The following is an 18307-nucleotide window of genomic DNA, read 5'->3' on the forward strand; positions in this document are numbered from 1 at the left end:
TGAGCGATTACCCAATGCTCATTTCCAATAAATTACACTCTTTTCGTAACTTCACTTTACAAACAAAAAATCACGCTTGTGCGGGGATTCTATCAATTTGTATACACTTTATTTAGAAAATATCGGATAGACAAGATTACCATGTGAAAAAATCGATTCTATAATTTCGATGAAGAGAGCAAGAATTTGAACGAGGTGTGTTCTCGTGGTATATTATAGGTAAACCTAGGCAAGTTGGTAACATAACAGCTATATACCAAGCTGTTTGCAGGGTGTTGGTTGGGTGATACTTCTATCATACTCCTATCATACCCCCATGAAACACCTATTAGGATAAAAAAATGTCGTGGCATAATTGTTTTTTGGTATAAGATTGTGTATATAAAACACCACGGAAATAGATTTGAATATTCCGATAAAGATAGTTCTTCTATAGTTATCAGATATTTAATGGTTGGTTTATTCCGATTTTTATAGAGGATAGTTTATATTATTTTTTAGATATAGAAAAGACCAAGTTGAAAAGTTTATGTGCTGTCAGAAAAGTTATGCTCTCTTCTTGCTTTTATTTTATAAAATTATCTTGGAAAGATAACCTTTTGAGTAAAAGTATTTAAGCGAGATTTGTCGTCAGATTCAGTTACCGAGAATTCCTCGGTAACTGAATTTTCGTCCAGTTCGTTTTCTTTGAATATATTCTTAAGATGCAGCGATATGTTGTCCGTTGAACAATCTTAAAGTTCCAGCCGTTTTATTGTTTCTTCGAGTTTGAACATTTCGTCACGCAGGCGGGCGGCTTCGAGGAAGTCCATTTCTTTGGCGGCTTTTTGCATGGCGGCTTTTGTTTTTTGCAACATCTTTTCCAGTTCGGGTTTGCTCATGTAAGCGGTAACCGGATCGGCGGCCATGTTGATATGCTCTTCTTCCACGTAAGCACGGGAAGTTTCTTTTAGCACGGATTCGGTTGTTTTGTGAATTTGGGTGGGGATGATGCCGTGTTCACGGTTGTATTCCATTTGTTTTTCCCGACGATAATTGGTTTCGTCTATGGTTGCCTGCATGGAACGGGTAATCGTGTCGGCGTACATGATGACTTTTCCGTTCAAGTTACGGGCTGCACGTCCGGAGGTTTGTATGAGTGAGCGCGTGGAGCGTAGGAATCCTTCTTTGTCGGCGTCGAGAATGGCGACAAGAGAAACTTCCGGCATATCCAATCCTTCACGGAGCAGGTTTACCCCGACAATGACATCAATAATTCCCTTGCGCAGGTTCTCGATGATTTGCACTCGTTCCAGCGTGTCCACGTCGGAGTGGATGTACTGGCATTTGATGCGAATACGGTCTAAATATTTACTCAGTTCCTCTGCCATGCGTTTGGTCAACGTGGTAACGAGAACTCTCTCTTTTATTTCTATTCGTTGCTGTATTTCGTTGACAAGATGATCTATCTGGTTTTTGCTGGGTACGACTTCGATTTCCGGATCGAGGATACCCGTGGGGCGGATAATTTGTTCGACCACGACGCCTTCGCATTTCTCGAGTTCGTAATCGGCAGGGGTAGCGCTGACGTATATCGTTTGTCCAGTGTTTGCCTCGAATTCCTCGAAAGTAAGCGGACGGTTGTCAAAAGCGGCGGGAAGCCGGAAGCCGTATTCCACGAGCGATTGTTTGCGGGAGCGGTCGCCCCCGTACATGGCTCTCACCTGTGGTAGCGTCACGTGCGATTCATCGACAACCAACAGGAAATCTTGCGGGAAGTAATCCAGTAAGCAGAATGGACGTACACCCGCGGCACGACCGTCCAGATAACGGGAATAGTTTTCGATTCCGGAACAGTATCCCAGTTCCCGAATCATTTCCAGATCGTAATTTACCCGTTCTTCCAGACGTTTGGCCTCCATGTGTTTCCCGACAGAATTAAGAAAATCGACTTGTATAGTGAGGTCATGTCCTATGTCGTGGATGGCTTTTGCCAACGTGGCTTTGTCCGTGACGAATAAGTTTGCCGGGTAGATGTTCAATGTTTCCATTTCATCCATGGTCTTTCCGGTCTGTGGGCTGAAAGAAGTGATCCGGTCGATTTCATCATCCCAGAATTCTATCCGGTAAGCCATGCCCTCGAAAGTTTCGATGGAGGGGAATATATCCACGGTTTCACCTTTTGCCCGGAAACTTCCCCGTTTGAACTCGAGTTCGTTGTTCACGTAAAGGGCGTCTACCAGACGTCGTAATAGTTGATTGCGGGCGATTTTCAGTCCCCGGCGCAGGAAGATGATATTTGCCCCGAAAGCTGTCGGGTCTGCCATACCGTACAGGCAGGAAACAGATGAAACTACGACCACATCCCGTCGTCCGGAGAGGAGGGAAGCGGTTGCCCGTAGGCGTAGTTTATCGATCTCGTCGTTAATAGCGAGGTCTTTTTCTATATAAGTGTTTGTTGTCGGAAGATAGGCTTCCGGCTGATAATAATCGTAATAGGAAACAAAATATTCGACCGCGTTTTCCGGAAAGAACGCTTTGAACTCCGAGTACAACTGTGCAGCTAATGTTTTGTTATGACTTAAAATAAGGGTAGGGCGTTGTACCTTTTCTATGACGTTTGCGATCGTGAATGTTTTCCCCGAACCCGTGACCCCCAGCAACACTTGTCCCGGGGTACCTTCTTCAAGTCCCTGTGTCAGTTGTTTTATTGCTTCCGGTTGGTCGCCGGTGGGTTGAAATTCTGAGGTAAGCTTAAACATACAATTGAAAATTGAAAATTGAGAATTGAAAATTGAAAATGTGAATTGAAGTGTTTGAAAGATTATTTCATTTTCAATTCTGCATTTTCAATTTTCAATTATTAAAGTTTGCTCATAAATTTCTCCGGGTTGATGATGAAACGGTCGTGGATGGCTGTTCCGATAGGGGCGGTTTCGTCCCACGCTTCGATTTCAAAGCGAATACGGCGATCGTCGACTTCGGTAATGGTGGCTTTGCAACCTACTTTTTTGCCCACGGCGGTAGCTTTCACGTGTTTAGTGTTGATTTCAATACCCACGGTGTCGCTGTCAGCGTCGAGCATTCCTTCGAGGCATTTAATTGCCGTGTTTTCCATCAATCCGACCATTGCCGGGGTTGCAAATACTTCCAATTTCCCCGAACCGTAAACAGCCGCGGTATCTTTATGCTGAACTGTTATTTCCTGCGTGAACGAGTGTCCTATTTTTATTTCCATGGTGATGTAAAATTTATAGGACAAAGTTACCAAAATATATCGTATGCGATGCTTTTTTGTCGCCTACTTATTTCAATAATTTCCTATTTCCGTCATTTTCCAGTATTTGTATTTTTTTATTTTTAGCTAAAATACAGGCGGATAGCCACGACTACCAGTATCACGAGCAGGAAATAGCGAATGTATTTCGCTCCCCATTTCACGCTGAAGCGTACGCCGAGCCACGCGCCGAGCATATTGCCGCAGGCAAGGATAAGACCTACTTTGAAGCTGACCAGATCGTTGTATATGAAGATTGCTAGAGCGATAATCGTGTAAAAGAGAACGATAAACAGTTTTATGGCATTAGCTTTCAACAGGTCGTAACCGCACCCCAGCACCAGTCCGGCAAGCAGAAAGAAACCGATACCGATTTGGATGAAGCCGCCGTAAATACCGATAAAAAAGAAGATCAGGTTTCGCAGCCACGGTTGTTTCATTTTTGCTTTATCCGCGTTGGCTTTTACCCAAGCGTCGGGATTGAGAAGCAGCATGAAGAACATGATAATCAACAGTCCGGCAATGACTTTTTTGAAGACGTCCTCGTTAATATCTACCGCTATCAAAGCGCCCACGATACTTCCGAGGGCAACGGGGAGCAGAAGTTTGTAATCGGTTTTGAAATCAAGTATTTTCTTTTGTTTGAAACTTCCGACGGAAACCACGTTTTGTAACAGAATGGCAATCCGGTTTGTTGCGTTGGCTACATTTGCCGGAAGACCGATAAAGATCAGGAAGGGCACCACCAACATGGAACCGCCTCCGCCCACTGTATTGATAAACCCGGCTGTCATGCCGAGCAATATGGTGATGAGTGCTTCTGTTATTGTCATGGTGCGAAATTACATACTAATTTTAGATTTACAATTGTTAGGAGTATTTTCTCGGGTACCGGAAAAATATGGCTAAAAGGGTGGCTATTCCCATGAGGTACGGGTAATAAAGATATTGCATGATAGCGAGTGGGGTAACAGCTGCTAATCCGGCAGCCATGAGTAGTTGTGCCCCGTAGGGAATGATTCCCTGTACAAAACAGGAGAACGTGTCCAATAAACTGGCCGATTTTCGGGGATCTACGCCAAAACGGGCGGCAATATCCTTGGCAATGGGACCTGCCATGATAAGCGCTATCGTGTTGTTTGCCGTGCAGAGGTTAGCGAAACTCACGAGCGCGGCAATACTCAATTCAGCTCCTTTTTTCGAGTTCACGCGGGTGGTCAGTTTCTGTATGATGTAGGCGATTCCCCCGTTATAGCGTATCACTTCCAGCATTCCCCCGGCAAGCAGCGTAATGATGATGAGTTCACCCATGCCGGATATCCCTGTTCCCATGGCCGCGATCCAATCCCAGAATCGGACACTTCCGGCAAGGATGCCGACTATGCCCGAGCATAAAATGCCAAGCAACAATACCAACATGACATTCATTCCGGATAAAGCGGTCGCGAGAACCAGAATGTAGGGGATTATTTTCAACCATTCGATTTCATGGATCACGGGATGCGTGGTTATTTCCGTTCCTTGAAACAGGTAGACAAGAGTGACGAGTGCGGCTACGGGAATGACGATCAGACTGTTTACCTTGAATTTGTCTTTCATGTTGCATCCTTGTGTGCGGGTTGCCACGATGGTCGTGTCGGAGATAAAAGAAAGGTTATCCCCGAACATGGCGCCGCCAACCACTATTGCCACCATGTAGGGCAATGCTATGTCTGTTTGCGCGGCAATACCTGCGGCGACGGGAGTGAGGGCGACAATCGTGCCGACAGAGGTTCCCATCGATAGCGAGATAAAGCAGGTTGCAATGAACATTCCCGCGAGCAGCAAGTTATCCGGGAGAACGGCTAAAGCAAGATTTACCGTGGCATCGACCGCTCCAACCGCTTTGGCGGTCTGGGCGAAAGCTCCGGCAAGAATGAAAATCCACACCATAAGCATGATGTTGCTGTTTGCCGCTCCTCTACAAAATAAATCTACTCGTTTGTGTAACTTGCCTCCCGAAGATATTGCCACGGCAACCACGGATGATACGAGAAACGCTACCGTGATGGGCATCTTGTAGAAGTCTCCGATGATAATTGAAGCTACCAAGTAGATTAGTAGAAAGACAATCAGTGGTATCAGTGCGAAAAAGCGTGGTTTCGGTTCTTGGTTCATCTTTTTGATTTTTTCAAAATACTTGTTTCACTATCTCTTGTATGTTTTCCGATTTTCCCATGGTATAATAGTGGACAGCGGGAACGCCATGTGCGATCAGATCCTTGCTTTGTGCCACGCACCACTCGATACCGACTTGGTTGATTTCCTTGTTGTTTTTACAGGAGCGGATTTCTTTCACCAACTCTTGGGGAATATCAATGCTGAATGTACGGGGCAGCATCTCCAAATGTTTGAGCGTGGAGATCGGTTTTAATCCCGGAACAATCGGAACCGTGATTCCTTGCGCCCGGCATTTTTCCACGAACCGGAAGAATTTAGAGTTGTCGAAAAACATTTGAGTCACGATATAATTTGCCCCGGCATCTACTTTTCGTTTCAGGTTTTCGATATCACAGGCTTGATTCGGCGCCTCGTAATGTTTTTCCGGGTAACCAGCCACGCCGATACAGAAATTCGTGGGAACGGAGTCCGTCAAAGTATCATCAAGATATTGCCCGTGATTCATGCGGTATATCTGTTCGACTAACTCGCAACTGTATTTGTGTCCGTCTTCTTCGGGTGAGAAAAAACGCTGTCCCGGTATGGGATCTCCCCGGAGAGCCATTATGTTCTCGATGTCGAGAAAGTTCAGATCAATCAATTCGTTTTCGATTTTGTGGCGGGTAGCCCCACCGCACACGATATGCGGAACCATATCCACGTTGTATCTTCTCATGATGGCGGCTGCCAGAGCTACCGTACCCGGACGCTTCGTGACGGTAACTTTTTTAATTGTTCCGTCTGGTAATTCCCTGTATTCCAATTCATCCCGGTGGAACGTGATATTGATAAACGGGGGAGCGAGAGCGATAAGCGGCTCAATTGCCTCGTATATCTTGTTAATATCTCCCCCTTTCAGCGGTGGCACCAGCTCGAAAGAGAATACCGCTTTATCTGATTTGTTTAAGATGTCAATAACTTTCATGATTTTAGATTTTAAATTTTAGATTTTAGATTCCCTGCGCTTGAACCAACGCTTCAACTACCCCCTCTTTAGCTTTTATCTTATTTCAGCGTTTACACGCTGAAATATTTTGCTTCCGGGTGTGAGATCAGCATTCCGCAGAGGCTGGTTGAGGGATAGATTGAATATCCTTCTGTCAGTTGTACCCCGATTTGGGCGGGTGCATCCAATGCTTCGAAAGCGATCTTTTTTAACGCGTGATCCGGGCAAGAGGGGTAACCGAAAGCGGGACGGATGACACGCGTACCCTCGTTTATCTGCTCCTGCATCCATTCCGCGCAGGCTTCCGTCAGTCGGGCGCACAGGCTTTCCCGTAGAAGGTGCTCGAAATCACGACAGTCGTTACACTTGTGCTTGTCGGATACTTTCAGGCAGAACAAACCGACACTTCCCGTCCCTTTCTCTTTTGGGAGCACGAAGTCTGCCAAAGAGATACATTCTTGCAGGTCTGCCTGTTGCCGGGGCATCGGGAAGCGGAATTTGCCGTCCAGCACGATTTCGTCGTTTTCCGAACAGGCATCGAAAAAGCGCACGATGATGGAAGCGTCAAATTCGTTGCCGGCAATGACTTTCCCCAACATATCCAGTGCTGCCTGATAAGTGCGGTCAGCCTCGTCATTCGTGTAAACGATCTCCGGGTATTTTCCTTTGAATCCCCAGAAATGGAAGAACGGGGTCCAGTCAATTCTTTCCACGAGGTCTTCGATATTAAGGTGTTTTACCAGTAAATTGTGTTCCCCGAATGTTGTCGGTTGAACGTTATTCCAATCGAAGTGCGGCGCTCTTCGGCGGGCTTCTTCAAGCGATATGTGTTTTTGTTGACGGTGGTAATAATGCGTCCGGATTTCTTCCTGCTCCCGTTTGAGTTCACGGGTATAATTTTCCCGGTCGTTCAGCAAGCGTTTTATGATTCCCACGGTACGTGAAGCATCCCCCCCGGGTACAACACAATGATCATATTTGGGTGCCAGTTTCACAGCCGTGTGCACGGATGAGGTGGTTGCACCTCCCACGATTAGCGGTACTTGCAGTTGTTCTTTCTGTAACAGTTCGCATAGATTTTCCATTTCACCCAGCGAGGGAGTGATCAATCCGCTAACCCCGACAATATCCGCCTCGTGTTCTTTAATAGCCTCGATAATCCTTTGGTTGTCTACCATGACACCAAGGTCGATCACTTCTAGATTATTACACGTTAATACAATGTTTACAATGTTTTTGCCGATGTCATGCACGTCGCCTTTTACCGTGGCAAGAATTACTCTGGGCAATCGTTTCATGTTTTGTGCCGCCGTGTTATGGCGTTCTATTTCGGGTTGCAGGATATTCACCGCTTCTTTCATCACTTTTGCCGATTTCACCACTTGTGGGAGGAACATTTTGCCGTCCCCGAAAAATTCGCCTACGCGCTCCATGCCTTTCATGAGCGGTCCTTCGATAATTTCTACCGGATTGGAATACCGGGCGAGGGCCTCTTCTATGTCCGCGGGAAGATAGTCCGTGATGCCTTTCACGAGCGCGTGTCCCAAGCGCTCTTCCAGCGGGCGGGTGCGCCATTCCTCGTTTTGTACGTTTTTGTTTTCGCCCTTTACTTCTTTATATTTCTCGGCTAGGGCGATTAATGTTTCCGTGGCCTCCGGAGTGCGGTTTAAGACAACATCTTCCACTGCTTTAAGAAGTTCCGGGTTGATTTCGTCATACACTTGCAACATGGCGGGATTGACGATAGCCATATCCAGTCCCGCCCGTATCGCGTGGTACAGGAAAACGGAATGCATGGCTTCCCGCACGGTATTGTTACCGCGGAACGAGAAAGAGAGGTTGGATACTCCGCCCGATGTGCGGCAGCCTTTCAGGTTCTGTTTTATCCAGCGCACGGCTTCGATGAAGTCCACTGCGTAATTGTTATGTTCGTCGATACCCGTGCCGATAGCGAGGATATTCACGTCAAAGACAATATTTTCGGGGGTAAATCCGGCACGGGTAGTCAGTAACCGGTAAGCGCGTTGGCAGATGTCTATTTTCCGTTGGAAAGTGGTTGCTTGTCCTTCCTCGTCAAAAGCCATAACCACGACTGCCGCCCCGAGGCGTTGTATCTCTTTCGCCTTGTGCAGAAATTCTTCTTCCCCTTCTTTCAAGCTGATGGAGTTCACGATACATTTCCCTTGCGAATTTTTCAATCCTGCAAGAATGGTTTCCCATTTCGACGAATCGATCATCAAGGGTGCCTTGGCTATATCCGGTTCGTTGCTGATTATACGAATGAAGCGTTCCATTTCCGCCGTGCCGTCCAGCATGGCATCGTCCATGTTGATATCTATGATGGACGCTCCCGCCTCGATTTGTTTGCGGGCGATGATAGCGGCTTCCGTGTAATTCTTTTCCCGTATCAGACGGGCGAATTTGGCGGAACCTGCCACGTTGGTGCGTTCCCCGATATTGATAAAATTGCTTTGCTCTTTATCAACAATTACAGTTTCCAGTCCGCTCACTTTCAACCGGTGTTCCGAAACCGGGATTTCACGGGGAGGGATGTTTTTCAACGCTTCGGCGATAGCCCGAATGTGTTCGGGTGTCGTTCCGCAACATCCGCCCGCGATGTTGATTAACCCTTCTTTTGCCATATTTTGCAGGCATTGTGCCGTGAATTCGGGAGATTCGTCGTATTCACCCATTTCGTTGGGAAGCCCGGCATTCGGGTAGATGCTGATCGCGCAAGGTATATGTGGTGCCAGTTCCCGGATGAATTGGTGTAATTCTTTTGCCCCGAACGAGCAGTTTAACCCGAAACTCACGATGGGGTAGTGGGACAAACTGGTGAACAGTGCATCCAGTGATTGCCCTGTCAGCGTACGACCGCTTTTGTCGTTGATCGTTGCCGAGAGCATCACGGGGAGTTGTGTCCCGCGTTCCTCCTGTACTTTGGCGATAGCATACAAGGCTGCCTTGGCATTCAGGCCGTCATAAATGGTTTCCACGAGCAAGAGATCTACGCCTCCCTCGATTAGTGCGGTAACTTGGGTAGTGTAAGCCGCGACTAATGTGTCGAAGTCCACGATACGGTAGGCGGGCTGTTCCGGATCGGGGGCAAGCGTGAGAGATTTGTCCGTGGGACCGATACTTCCTGCCACGAGTATTTCGCGTTCTCGGCAGGCGGTAGCCGCTTCTTTGGCGATTCGTGCCCCTTCCCGGTTTATTCGGGTAATCCATTCCGTGCACCCGTATTCGGCTTGGGATACGGCATTGGCGTTGAACGTGTTTGTTTCTATAATATCGGCACCCGCTTCAATATAACTTTGATGCACTCGGCGAATCACGTCGGGACGGGTGATATTCAACACGTCGTTGTTGCCTTTCAAAGGGATAGGGTGCCCCGCGAATTCTTCTCCCCGGAAATCGGCTTCTGTTAATCCGAATTTTTGTAAGGCTGTCCCCGTGGCTCCGTCGAGGATGAGGATGCGTTTGTTGTCGCCTGCGGCGAGTTGCAGGTTGCAGGTTGCATTTGCCTTTGGCAAGTTACAGGTTACAGGAACTCCCGTGTCGGTGTTGTTTGGTTGTATGTCTTTGTATGTTTTCATTTCTAAATTTCTTCATTTCCAAATCTTCAAATCAAATATCCCGTGAATACCGATTTTATCGTCTTTGATACAAATAGCTCCTAGGATTTCGTCTTTTTTTCCTATCTCTTCCATGCAGGGGGCAATGTCCTCCACGGTCTGTATCCGGTTGGCGAAGGCAGTGGCGTATGTATCGGCCAAAGCACAGTCTTTGCAGATAATCATTACCGCGTCCGCTTTCCCGAAACTGAGCGATGGACCTACGGTGCCCGATGAGGTGCATATTCCCAGCGGGGCATATCCGGCGTTGATCGTGAAACCGACTTTCTCGGACAGGGGAGATTGCCCGGCGAACACGGCGATATCCATGTCTGTCCGGATGTCGGCGTATATATCTCCGCCGTTTTCCACGATAATCTCTTGTACCCCGAACTTTTCTTTGACTTCTATGCCTATTTCGCGGGCGACAGCTCCGGCAACGGCACTCATGGGACCGATGCCCGAACGGACAGCCACTTCCGCCATCTCACGGAAGATAACCGGTGCTGTCGGTTGTGCCTCGTGTGGTACCAATGCTTTCAAGTAGTCCGGATCTTGGGCTATGTAAGCGTCCATTTTCTCCCGTAACGCCCGTACACGGGTTTCCGTGAAGACGGGAATCTCCGGGTGAAACGAGACTTTGTCAATCCCTATCCACAAATCGGTTTCCTTGAAAGCGACCGTGAAAGAATGCCAGCGCTCTTCCTGTAAATGTTCCCTGTATGTACGATCTTTGTATTCCACGATTTAATTTTAGATTTTAAATTTTAGATTTATGATTCCTTTAATCGTAAATCATAAATCGTAAATCATTAGATAGTGCAATCGCTGAATTCAATCTTGAAAAGTTTCAGCGGGCAGGCTTTCAGACATAGCTTGCAGGCGATACACTTTTCCGGGTTGAATTGCAGTTTCCAGTCCGGAGCCTCAATAGTCAAGGCGTGGGAGAAACAGGCGGATGCGCAGTTGCCGCAATTGATGCAACGGGTTTCGTCATACGAGATTTTGCTGGAAACGGGACTCACGGTGACTCCGTTGTCGTTCAGAAATGCGATAGCTTGTTCTATACGCAATTCGTCGGCATCCATTTCAATGAGTAAAGAGCCGGTTCTTCCGGGTTGTATTTCTCCTTTCAGTATATTTATTTTTATATCATAAATACGAATCAATTCGTATGTCAAAGGTCTGTCTGTTGCGTCGACCGGGAAGGTCAATATTACTTTTTTATTCATAACCGGAATAATTTTAGATTTTAAATTTTAGATTTTAGATTTTAGATTGAACTCCCTCCCTCCTTCGGGGTATTGAGCCCGGAAACCGGTCTCGAACTGGCTCTCGTTCGACAGACAACGAGCAAGCTCTCAGTCTGTTCTCTCTTACTCGCCAGTTTTCCTCTATAAACAGAGGGAGAGCTGAATTACTCACCGTCTTTGGCTAGTGTCACCAGCTCCTCCTCTGTTTATAGAGAGGTGGCTGCGAAGCAGACGGAGGAGTTCATTTTCAATTTTCAACTTTCAATTTTCAATTGTTTCAGTGCGGTTCCTGTCGGCATCGGTCGAACGGGTTCCGAGAGCAGGAAATCACCTTTTTGAATCCATGATTTCAGTATATCGGCGATTTGTCGGGCTTTTGCCAGACTGGCCACGGGGGTGGTTCTGATCTTGTGTCCGTTTACTTCTATTTCACCCGATTGGAGGGCGGCATAGTTTGTTTTTCCTAGAATCTTGTTTCCGTCCCCGTAATCCACGACGGTTGTTTCAATCTGTTCGTTACGAATGGATACCCTGCGCGCGAGGTCTTCATCCAGAATAGGGATGGGGATACCGATCCCGACAAACAGGCTTACCCCGTATTTCTCGTAGTACACGCCTCGCAGGAAGTCGGTACTCATGTTCTTCAAATCGCCGATTACCGCTATCGTGCGGGCGTTACTGGTCGGGATGCCGTATTCGTTGACTTCTTTGGTGGAGTGGAATTGTGTCCCGTTCCATGTGACGTACCCTTCCGTGCCGCAGAGGAAAATGCGGGTTCCCAATCCTATCGTGCGACATTCCGGATCATTCAACAGGGGAGAGAGTTCACCTGCCGTGCTGTATGAGGCGTTGCGCAATTTTGGAAGTAGGGTTCCCATGTAAGTGTATTTGATTTTGTCCGTGGAGTTTGTTGCCACGTTGTAGTTCTGGTACGCGTTTCTCGGGTTGTACAGGATTGCCTCGTTGATTGAGTCTTTCGTGATACGGGTTTTAATGTGTTTGCAGGGATAGCAGTCCGTTCCTTTTCCCCAAGCCTCCAAGGCGATTTCTTTTCCTGCCACGAGGTCTTCGATAACGTGCGCACCCCCGTATGCCGGGTTCTCTGGGTTGCAGTCCGTGGCACCCACGTAGGTGTCCACGGCGGCGAGTCCGCCACTGACACGTATCCCATTCAATTCGATTTTTTCCATGCGAATCGGGGGATTGGCATGACCGAAATTCAAGAATGCGCCCGATGAACACATTGCCCCGAAAGTGGCGGTTGTTACCACATCTACTTTTTCGGCGATCTCTTTCGGCGAGAGTGTTTTTGCCAATTCGGAAACTTCTTCGGCGGTCAGAACCACTGCCGTTCCCTTTTTTATCTTGTCGTTTATTTCTGCGTATGTTTTTGCCATGATATTGTCCAATTTCTTGATAAATAAATGTTTGAATAATGATTTTTTCAAGATAATTGCCTTGCAACTATCTGATTATTAGATTGTAGATGTTGTTTGTGTCATAAAAGTCATGACACAACGATCAATCATAAATCTAAAATCAAAAAATCTAAAATGAATAAGTTCCGGGGTAAAAAAGATATTAGCGCATGCAGCGCATACACATGGACATGGCAATAGAGAGGATGAAAAGATTTCTACAATTGGCGGTGCAATAACTGCTGTTCTGGTTTGTTGTTTCTTTTTTCATTTTTCTTCAGCTTAAATTATAACTCCTGGTTCTCAGGTCAGGTTTTGGCACCTTGCAAATCTTTTGCAGGTTGTCGGAGCTTCAATGAGCCTGTTCTCTCGACTCCTCTTTATAATTCAAACAATCCTCGCAGATTGAATTGATCGGGACAAAGAAAAAAAGAATAAATGAAGAATGCAAATATTTTTCATCTTTTTTGCGATTGGGGATTCTAATTTACTGCTATAACTCTTCATTACACGTGAATAACCCCTGTTCAACCCTTGGCCTCTATCAAAAAGATTGCAATTTCATATCATTAACAGAGCATGAACGCTGGTTTACGTTCATGCTTCGAAGATGCTACGTTCATGCTTCGAACTTGGTAGCGGGAAACCATAGCCTAAGTATAGTCCGGGGGATGCCGGGTGTGAGTGAAAGGATGAAAATGCAGTGTTTCGTTTATCGCAATTTAACATTTTGCGAATTGCGAGAAATGAAACACAAACTGATATTATTACGATAAATGTGATAATTTTAAATATAAGATTTATAACGACAAATTTTCATGTATTTATATTTTGTGTTAATCAAAAATTAATTACTTTTGTGTATCAGTGAATAAAAATTTATTGATATTATTGTAAAATTAGAGAAGTGTCGCGTGTGAAAGGGAGAACAGGAGCGATTCGTGTGAGTTTTTGCGGATAGTTAATATGGATATTTACACTGTCAATGTGTTGCGAGTATGAAGAAATGTGTGTTTGTTTTTTTGATCATGATTTTAGTGGTTTATGGTTATGCACAGACGGTAACATCGACGAAGACGCTTACCGATTCGCTTCGTGTGCAGTTCGAGAAAGATGCCAAGCAAATCACGTCTGATTTTGAGGCGTATAGTAAACAGGCTCGTGAAGAGTACGCGAAATACGAGGCACAAGCAAAAGCGGATTATTTTCGTTATGTCCGTTCTATCAAAAAGGTATGGGGGGAAGATAGTGTTATTGACAACACCCGGACGGAATGGGTGGAATACAGTGATGATTATCATAGCCGTTCCATTGTCGATTTTGACAAAGGGGAGATTTTCGTGGAGATAGCGCTTGACGATATCGGCGTTACGGATTCTACCGAGATAAACGCACGTTTGGCGGAAGCCATAGAACGGATGTTGAACAGCAGGGGTTCGACCTGTCCTTACCAATCTTCTGTTGACGCATCGGAAGCCTTAACGCAAAAACCTATCCTTGACGGGCTTGTCGATTTCTCCAAGTATAAATTCGATACGTCGTCAGCCTCAACGGACAGGAAACCGACATCCGCCCGTCCTGTCCCCCCGGTGCCGACCGTGAAGGGGAAAAATCTGACGGTTGATCGGAAGCAGGATTCGTTGGCACGAACTGTTGACACGGGGAAAACGATGGCACAGCGTACTCTGGAGAAAGACGATAAAAGAAATGGTAATCCTCTCGCTAGTAAACAGGAAGAGGCTCGTGAGCGTGCCGAACAAAAAAAGCAGGAATGGTCGGGCAAAGGGGAAACGGCATCTATCGCGAAAGCTATCGCGGCGCAAAGTAAAAAAACGGTCAAGGTAACGGGAACGAACAAGGAAGCACGTCAAGTGGTGCAGGTGCAAATGAGCCTTGTTGCCGATAATCTCTCGAAAAACGCGGCTCTTTATAAAGACCTTGTAGCGGAATTTTCGCGCGTCTACCAGATTGAGGCGTCACTTATTTATGCCGTGATGGAGCAGGAATCCTGTTTCAATCCCGAGGCAACGAGTTGGGTTCCGGCTTACGGGTTGATGCAGCTTGTCCCGACGTCGGGAGGTTTTGACGCGTTTCGCTATGTGTACAAGCGCGAGTGGATTCCCACGCGGAGTTATCTTTTCAACCCGCGTAATAATATAGAATTGGGTACCGCCTATTTGCGTGTTTTGTCGAACCAGTTCGCGTCGGTTGCCAATTCCGATTGCCGCAAGTTGTGCGTGATTGCCGGGTATAATACCGGGGCGGGAAACGTGAGCAGGGCTTTCACGGGAGCAACGAACCTGAATAAAGCCATCCCGTTGATAAACGAATGCAATTATGAACAATTATACAGTCATCTCACGACTCGTCTGAGCACGAGTGAAGCCCGGAATTATGTTTCGGGGGTGACGAAACGACAGAAAAAGTATCTCAAATAAAAAATGAAATAACGATGTATTGCCCTGAATGCGGAAATAAAATAGAAGACGGGAACGTGCTTTTTTGTTCGGAATGCGGAACAAAATTGGAGAGGGACGTTCACACGATGAACAAGGATTCCATGGGTTCGTCCTCGTCTAAAGAAGCGGGTATTCATGGATTGCTCTTCACGAATCTGAATTTGCTGGCAGAAAAACTGGATGTTGAAGAGCAAAGTTTAACAGCCGTGTTTGACAAATTTATCGTGGAGAAAAGGAAGTGTGGCGTTTCATACAAACTTGTCGATGCCGGTAATTATTCTTACGGGAAGAGCGGTTTTTTCGGGAAGGCCAGAACGGTCAGTTTAAATGCCGACAGTTCGTTGTGGGATTATATGGACATACTGATGGATGTTCATCAACGGGAAGAAGTGGCGGGAAAGGAAGAATCACAATACCTGTTTATTATAGGAGGAAGCGATATTATTCCCATGCCGTGCGTCCGTCATTATATCCCGGATGATAGTAATGATGACAGTATCGATACGGATATACTTTACGCTTATCCCTACGGCAAGGAGATGCTTGCTTTACTTGAAAGTCAGGAGATATTCAAGTACGAACAGCTTTTTTTCGTGGGACGGTTGCCTTTTGGGGAGGATGCGTCATGCGAAGATTTACTTGATTACCTGAAGCGGGATATAGAAAATTCTCACGGTATTCCGATGATCGCGGCTTACGGGCAATGCGATCCTAACTGGAAGAATGTGTCCGTCCGCGTGGCGGGTGATCTTTTGAGCGGTAATTATTTGCGTAATTTCGACGGTCGTTTGCCGGCTGATTGTTATTATAACCGGCTTATTCTTTCTCCCATGGTTATGGAGGAGAATGTCAGCCAAGTTTTCCACGCGGGAGCTTCTTTGTATTATTATAACCTTCATGGAGGGGAAGGATTGGAGTCACGCGGTTATTTCGGAGCCATGCTTCATAAAAGCGGGGAGGGAGCTTATCCGGTCATCGAGCCGGAACACATGATGACTTGTCTGGCTCCTAATATCGTTATCAGCGAGGCTTGTTACGGGGGACGTTTTATCGGGTTGGATAGGTATCACAGTATGTTATTGGCCTCGCTCTCCGCGAACACGTTGGCTTTCGTGGGGTCGTCGCGGGTGGCTTGGGGTTCCGTGGATTCTTTGAACGCGACTCCTTCCACGGTTGCTTTGTGCGAGGCGGATATCATCGCCAGTTGCTTCATGAATGCCGTTTTGCAAGGATATACCGTGGCGCAGGCATTGTTTATTGCGCGTAGTGCTTTGTTGCAGGGAACCGATCAGGGCAGTTTATACTCGGCTTTGACGATCGTGGAATTTAATCTTTTCGGGGACCCGACTCTCTCGATGAATTTTTACAAGGGGGGAAAGTCAGAGGGCGAAAGGCTTGGGAAGAAGGCTCTGGTTCCCGAAGACGCTAAAATCGGGTGTACTGTCGAGAGAATTAAATCGGGGAATAGGAGCGGTTCCATTCTGGAACAGGTGCGCAGTGCCGTTGATGGTAATATTCTCCAAATTCACACGATGATAAATCAATACCTGTACGCGAATTATGGCGTGACACCGCGTGAGGTTGACGGGATTTTCAAGGTGCGATATAAAGACGGGCGGGAAGAATTACAGTTTAATTATGACATGGAGGCTCAAAAGGGAAAAATACCTGCCCGTTATGTCATAACGACCACTGTCGGCGGGGAAATCAAGCGTGTTTACACGGCAAAATGAAATATTTAAAATAAGATTGTAAAACGAAATATTATGAATTGTCCTAAATGTAATACAGTCCTTCGTGCGGGTGCAAAGTTTTGCACTTCTTGCGGACAGAAAATAGAGGCCTCGATGGAATGTCCTCAATGTAGTGCTCCCTTGAAACCGGGGACCAAGTTTTGTACCCAATGCGGCCATCGAATGGTTCCGGCGGAAAAAGCACCGGCTTCACCGCAACCGGAAGCGTCCGACTTGAATACGGTGAAGGGGCGTATTTATTGGAATATACAACCGGGGCAAGTTGCCCGGGTGATCAGTGAGGCGGAATTTGACTCTTATAATAAGATTCAAGGCATTATCATACCGGAAGGAACAACAGCATATATCCGGGCTAACGGGCGCACTATCGCTTCTATCAGCGGCGGTACTTATGATTTTACGGGTTCATCGGAACAAGCGATTAATAATGCGGGAAGAAATTTGCGGAAAGGATGGGAATTTATTGTCAATTTATTTAAAAGCCGCAAGCGGGAGGAGGGAGATAAGACCGGGGAGGAACTTTACCGGCAGCAGCAGAATGTGATTCAAGAAAACGCGAAGCGGGGAGCGGCTTTTTCAATTATCATTTTGTTGGACAAAGCGTTTCCGCTTCTCATCGGTTCCAAACAGCAGCAGATTGACGGGTACAAGGATTTTACCCCGATGAATATTCAGACCCGGTATCTCGATATGGAATTGGGCGTGAATGCCTATTTCAAGATTTCAGACCCGGAACGGTTTATCATTCACTATTTGACGGAGCGGCAGGTGCTGAACACGGCGTTTATCGTGGACGAGATAACCGATACCGTCCGTACGGTACTCCAAGATGCGTTGTATGACGTGGAACTCTCTTCCAATCGTATCCCGAAGGAACTTCACTCGATGTTAAAAGACAAGATTAACGCGGTTGCCGCCGAGGCGTTCTTCGGTGTGTCGGTCGTGCGTATCGTGGAGATTTCGGCGGCGAACGAGGATTTGGATCGTTTCAGGGCGTTGAGTCGTGAATTGTATCTTTCAGAGAAAGAGTTGGATTACCTGCGTCGTTCCAATGAATTCAAGAATAGATTGTCCGATACCGTGAACGCGCAACGGTTGCATGAAGCCTCGTCCGATTTGGATTTGGACAAGCAATTGGAAGTGATCAATCATGACCGGTTGTTGCACGAGGATGAAGTGGAAAAATTCAAATATTTCCTGAAAAACGAGCGTATCGTGCGTGAGGCGCAGAATGATGACGAGCGTAACGCGGCTTTAGCGGAATTGGCCAAGACGGGCTTGATCCGTGAAGATGAAGTGTATGCGCTTCAGGATCAGTTGCAAACGAACAGCTACCAGCGGGGGATGGCATTCCAGATGATGCAACTTCGTGACGGTATCGAGTTCGAGCGTGTTCGTCTGGAAGGTG

General features: G+C 46.7%; 12 protein-coding genes and 1 riboswitch. Of the genes, 3 read left to right on the forward strand and 9 right to left on the reverse strand.

The genetic code is table 11. The annotated features are described in order from the left end of the window. Nucleotides 1-734 precede the first annotated feature (734 nt). The 9 genes from uvrB to Q5866_RS19580 form a co-directional block, all read right to left on the reverse strand. A complete protein-coding gene (gene uvrB, locus Q5866_RS19540; RefSeq protein WP_099292180.1) occupies nt 735-2741 on the reverse strand; it encodes an excinuclease ABC subunit UvrB in 2007 nt (668 codons plus the stop codon). Nucleotides 2742-2842: 101 nt separating this feature from the next. After that, the gene (locus Q5866_RS19545) at nt 2843-3217 is read right to left on the reverse strand and encodes a thioesterase family protein (RefSeq protein ID WP_303182008.1); all 375 of its coding nucleotides are present in this window, start codon (nt 3215-3217) and stop codon (nt 2843-2845) included. A gap of 122 nt (nt 3218-3339) precedes the next feature. Further along, a complete protein-coding gene (locus tag Q5866_RS19550) occupies nt 3340-4089 on the reverse strand; it encodes a sulfite exporter TauE/SafE family protein (protein ID WP_303182009.1) in 750 nt (249 codons plus the stop codon). 37 nt (nt 4090-4126) lie between these two features. Next, nucleotides 4127-5413 (reverse strand): Na+/H+ antiporter NhaC family protein, encoded by a 1287-nt coding sequence (locus tag Q5866_RS19555; protein ID WP_303182010.1) that lies wholly within the window; start codon nt 5411-5413, stop codon nt 4127-4129. A gap of 13 nt (nt 5414-5426) precedes the next feature. After that, nucleotides 5427-6380, reverse strand: coding sequence for a methylenetetrahydrofolate reductase [NAD(P)H] (gene metF / locus Q5866_RS19560; RefSeq protein WP_303182011.1), 954 nt, complete (start codon nt 6378-6380; stop codon nt 5427-5429). Between the two features lie 92 nt (nt 6381-6472). Next, nucleotides 6473-9997: a methionine synthase gene (metH, locus tag Q5866_RS19565; RefSeq protein ID WP_303182012.1), complete on the reverse strand. Its 3525-nt coding sequence runs from the start codon at nt 9995-9997 to the stop codon at nt 6473-6475. 12 nt (nt 9998-10009) lie between these two features. After that, nucleotides 10010-10759 carry a UPF0280 family protein gene (locus tag Q5866_RS19570; RefSeq protein ID WP_099292185.1) on the reverse strand — a complete coding sequence of 250 codons (750 nt, stop codon included), beginning with the start codon at nt 10757-10759 and terminating at the stop codon, nt 10010-10012. A 68-nt stretch (nt 10760-10827) separates the two neighbouring features. Further along, the gene (locus Q5866_RS19575) at nt 10828-11247 is read right to left on the reverse strand and encodes an NIL domain-containing protein (protein WP_303182013.1); all 420 of its coding nucleotides are present in this window, start codon (nt 11245-11247) and stop codon (nt 10828-10830) included. 275 nt (nt 11248-11522) lie between these two features. Next, complete coding sequence (locus Q5866_RS19580; protein ID WP_099294503.1) at nt 11523-12665, reverse strand: homocysteine biosynthesis protein; 1143 nt, start codon at nt 12663-12665, stop codon at nt 11523-11525. 305 nt (nt 12666-12970) lie between these two features. Then, nucleotides 12971-13075: riboswitch (SAM riboswitch) on the reverse strand. A gap of 609 nt (nt 13076-13684) precedes the next feature. Between Q5866_RS19580 and Q5866_RS19585 the strand changes: the two genes are divergently transcribed. The 3 genes from Q5866_RS19585 to Q5866_RS19595 form a co-directional block, all read left to right on the forward strand. Continuing rightward, a complete protein-coding gene (locus Q5866_RS19585; RefSeq protein ID WP_186975202.1) occupies nt 13685-15124 on the forward strand; it encodes a murein transglycosylase domain-containing protein in 1440 nt (479 codons plus the stop codon). 14 nt (nt 15125-15138) lie between these two features. Further along, on the forward strand, nt 15139-16878 hold the full coding sequence (locus tag Q5866_RS19590) for a C25 family cysteine peptidase (protein ID WP_303182015.1): 1740 nt from the start codon (nt 15139-15141) through the stop codon (nt 16876-16878). Between the two features lie 33 nt (nt 16879-16911). Continuing rightward, the coding region (locus tag Q5866_RS19595) for a zinc-ribbon domain-containing protein (RefSeq protein ID WP_303182016.1) at nt 16912-18307 on the forward strand (1396 nt) is incomplete at its 3' end.

The organism is uncultured Butyricimonas sp., assembly GCF_959596855.1.
GTDB lineage: Bacteria > Bacteroidota > Bacteroidia > Bacteroidales > Marinifilaceae > Butyricimonas > Butyricimonas muris.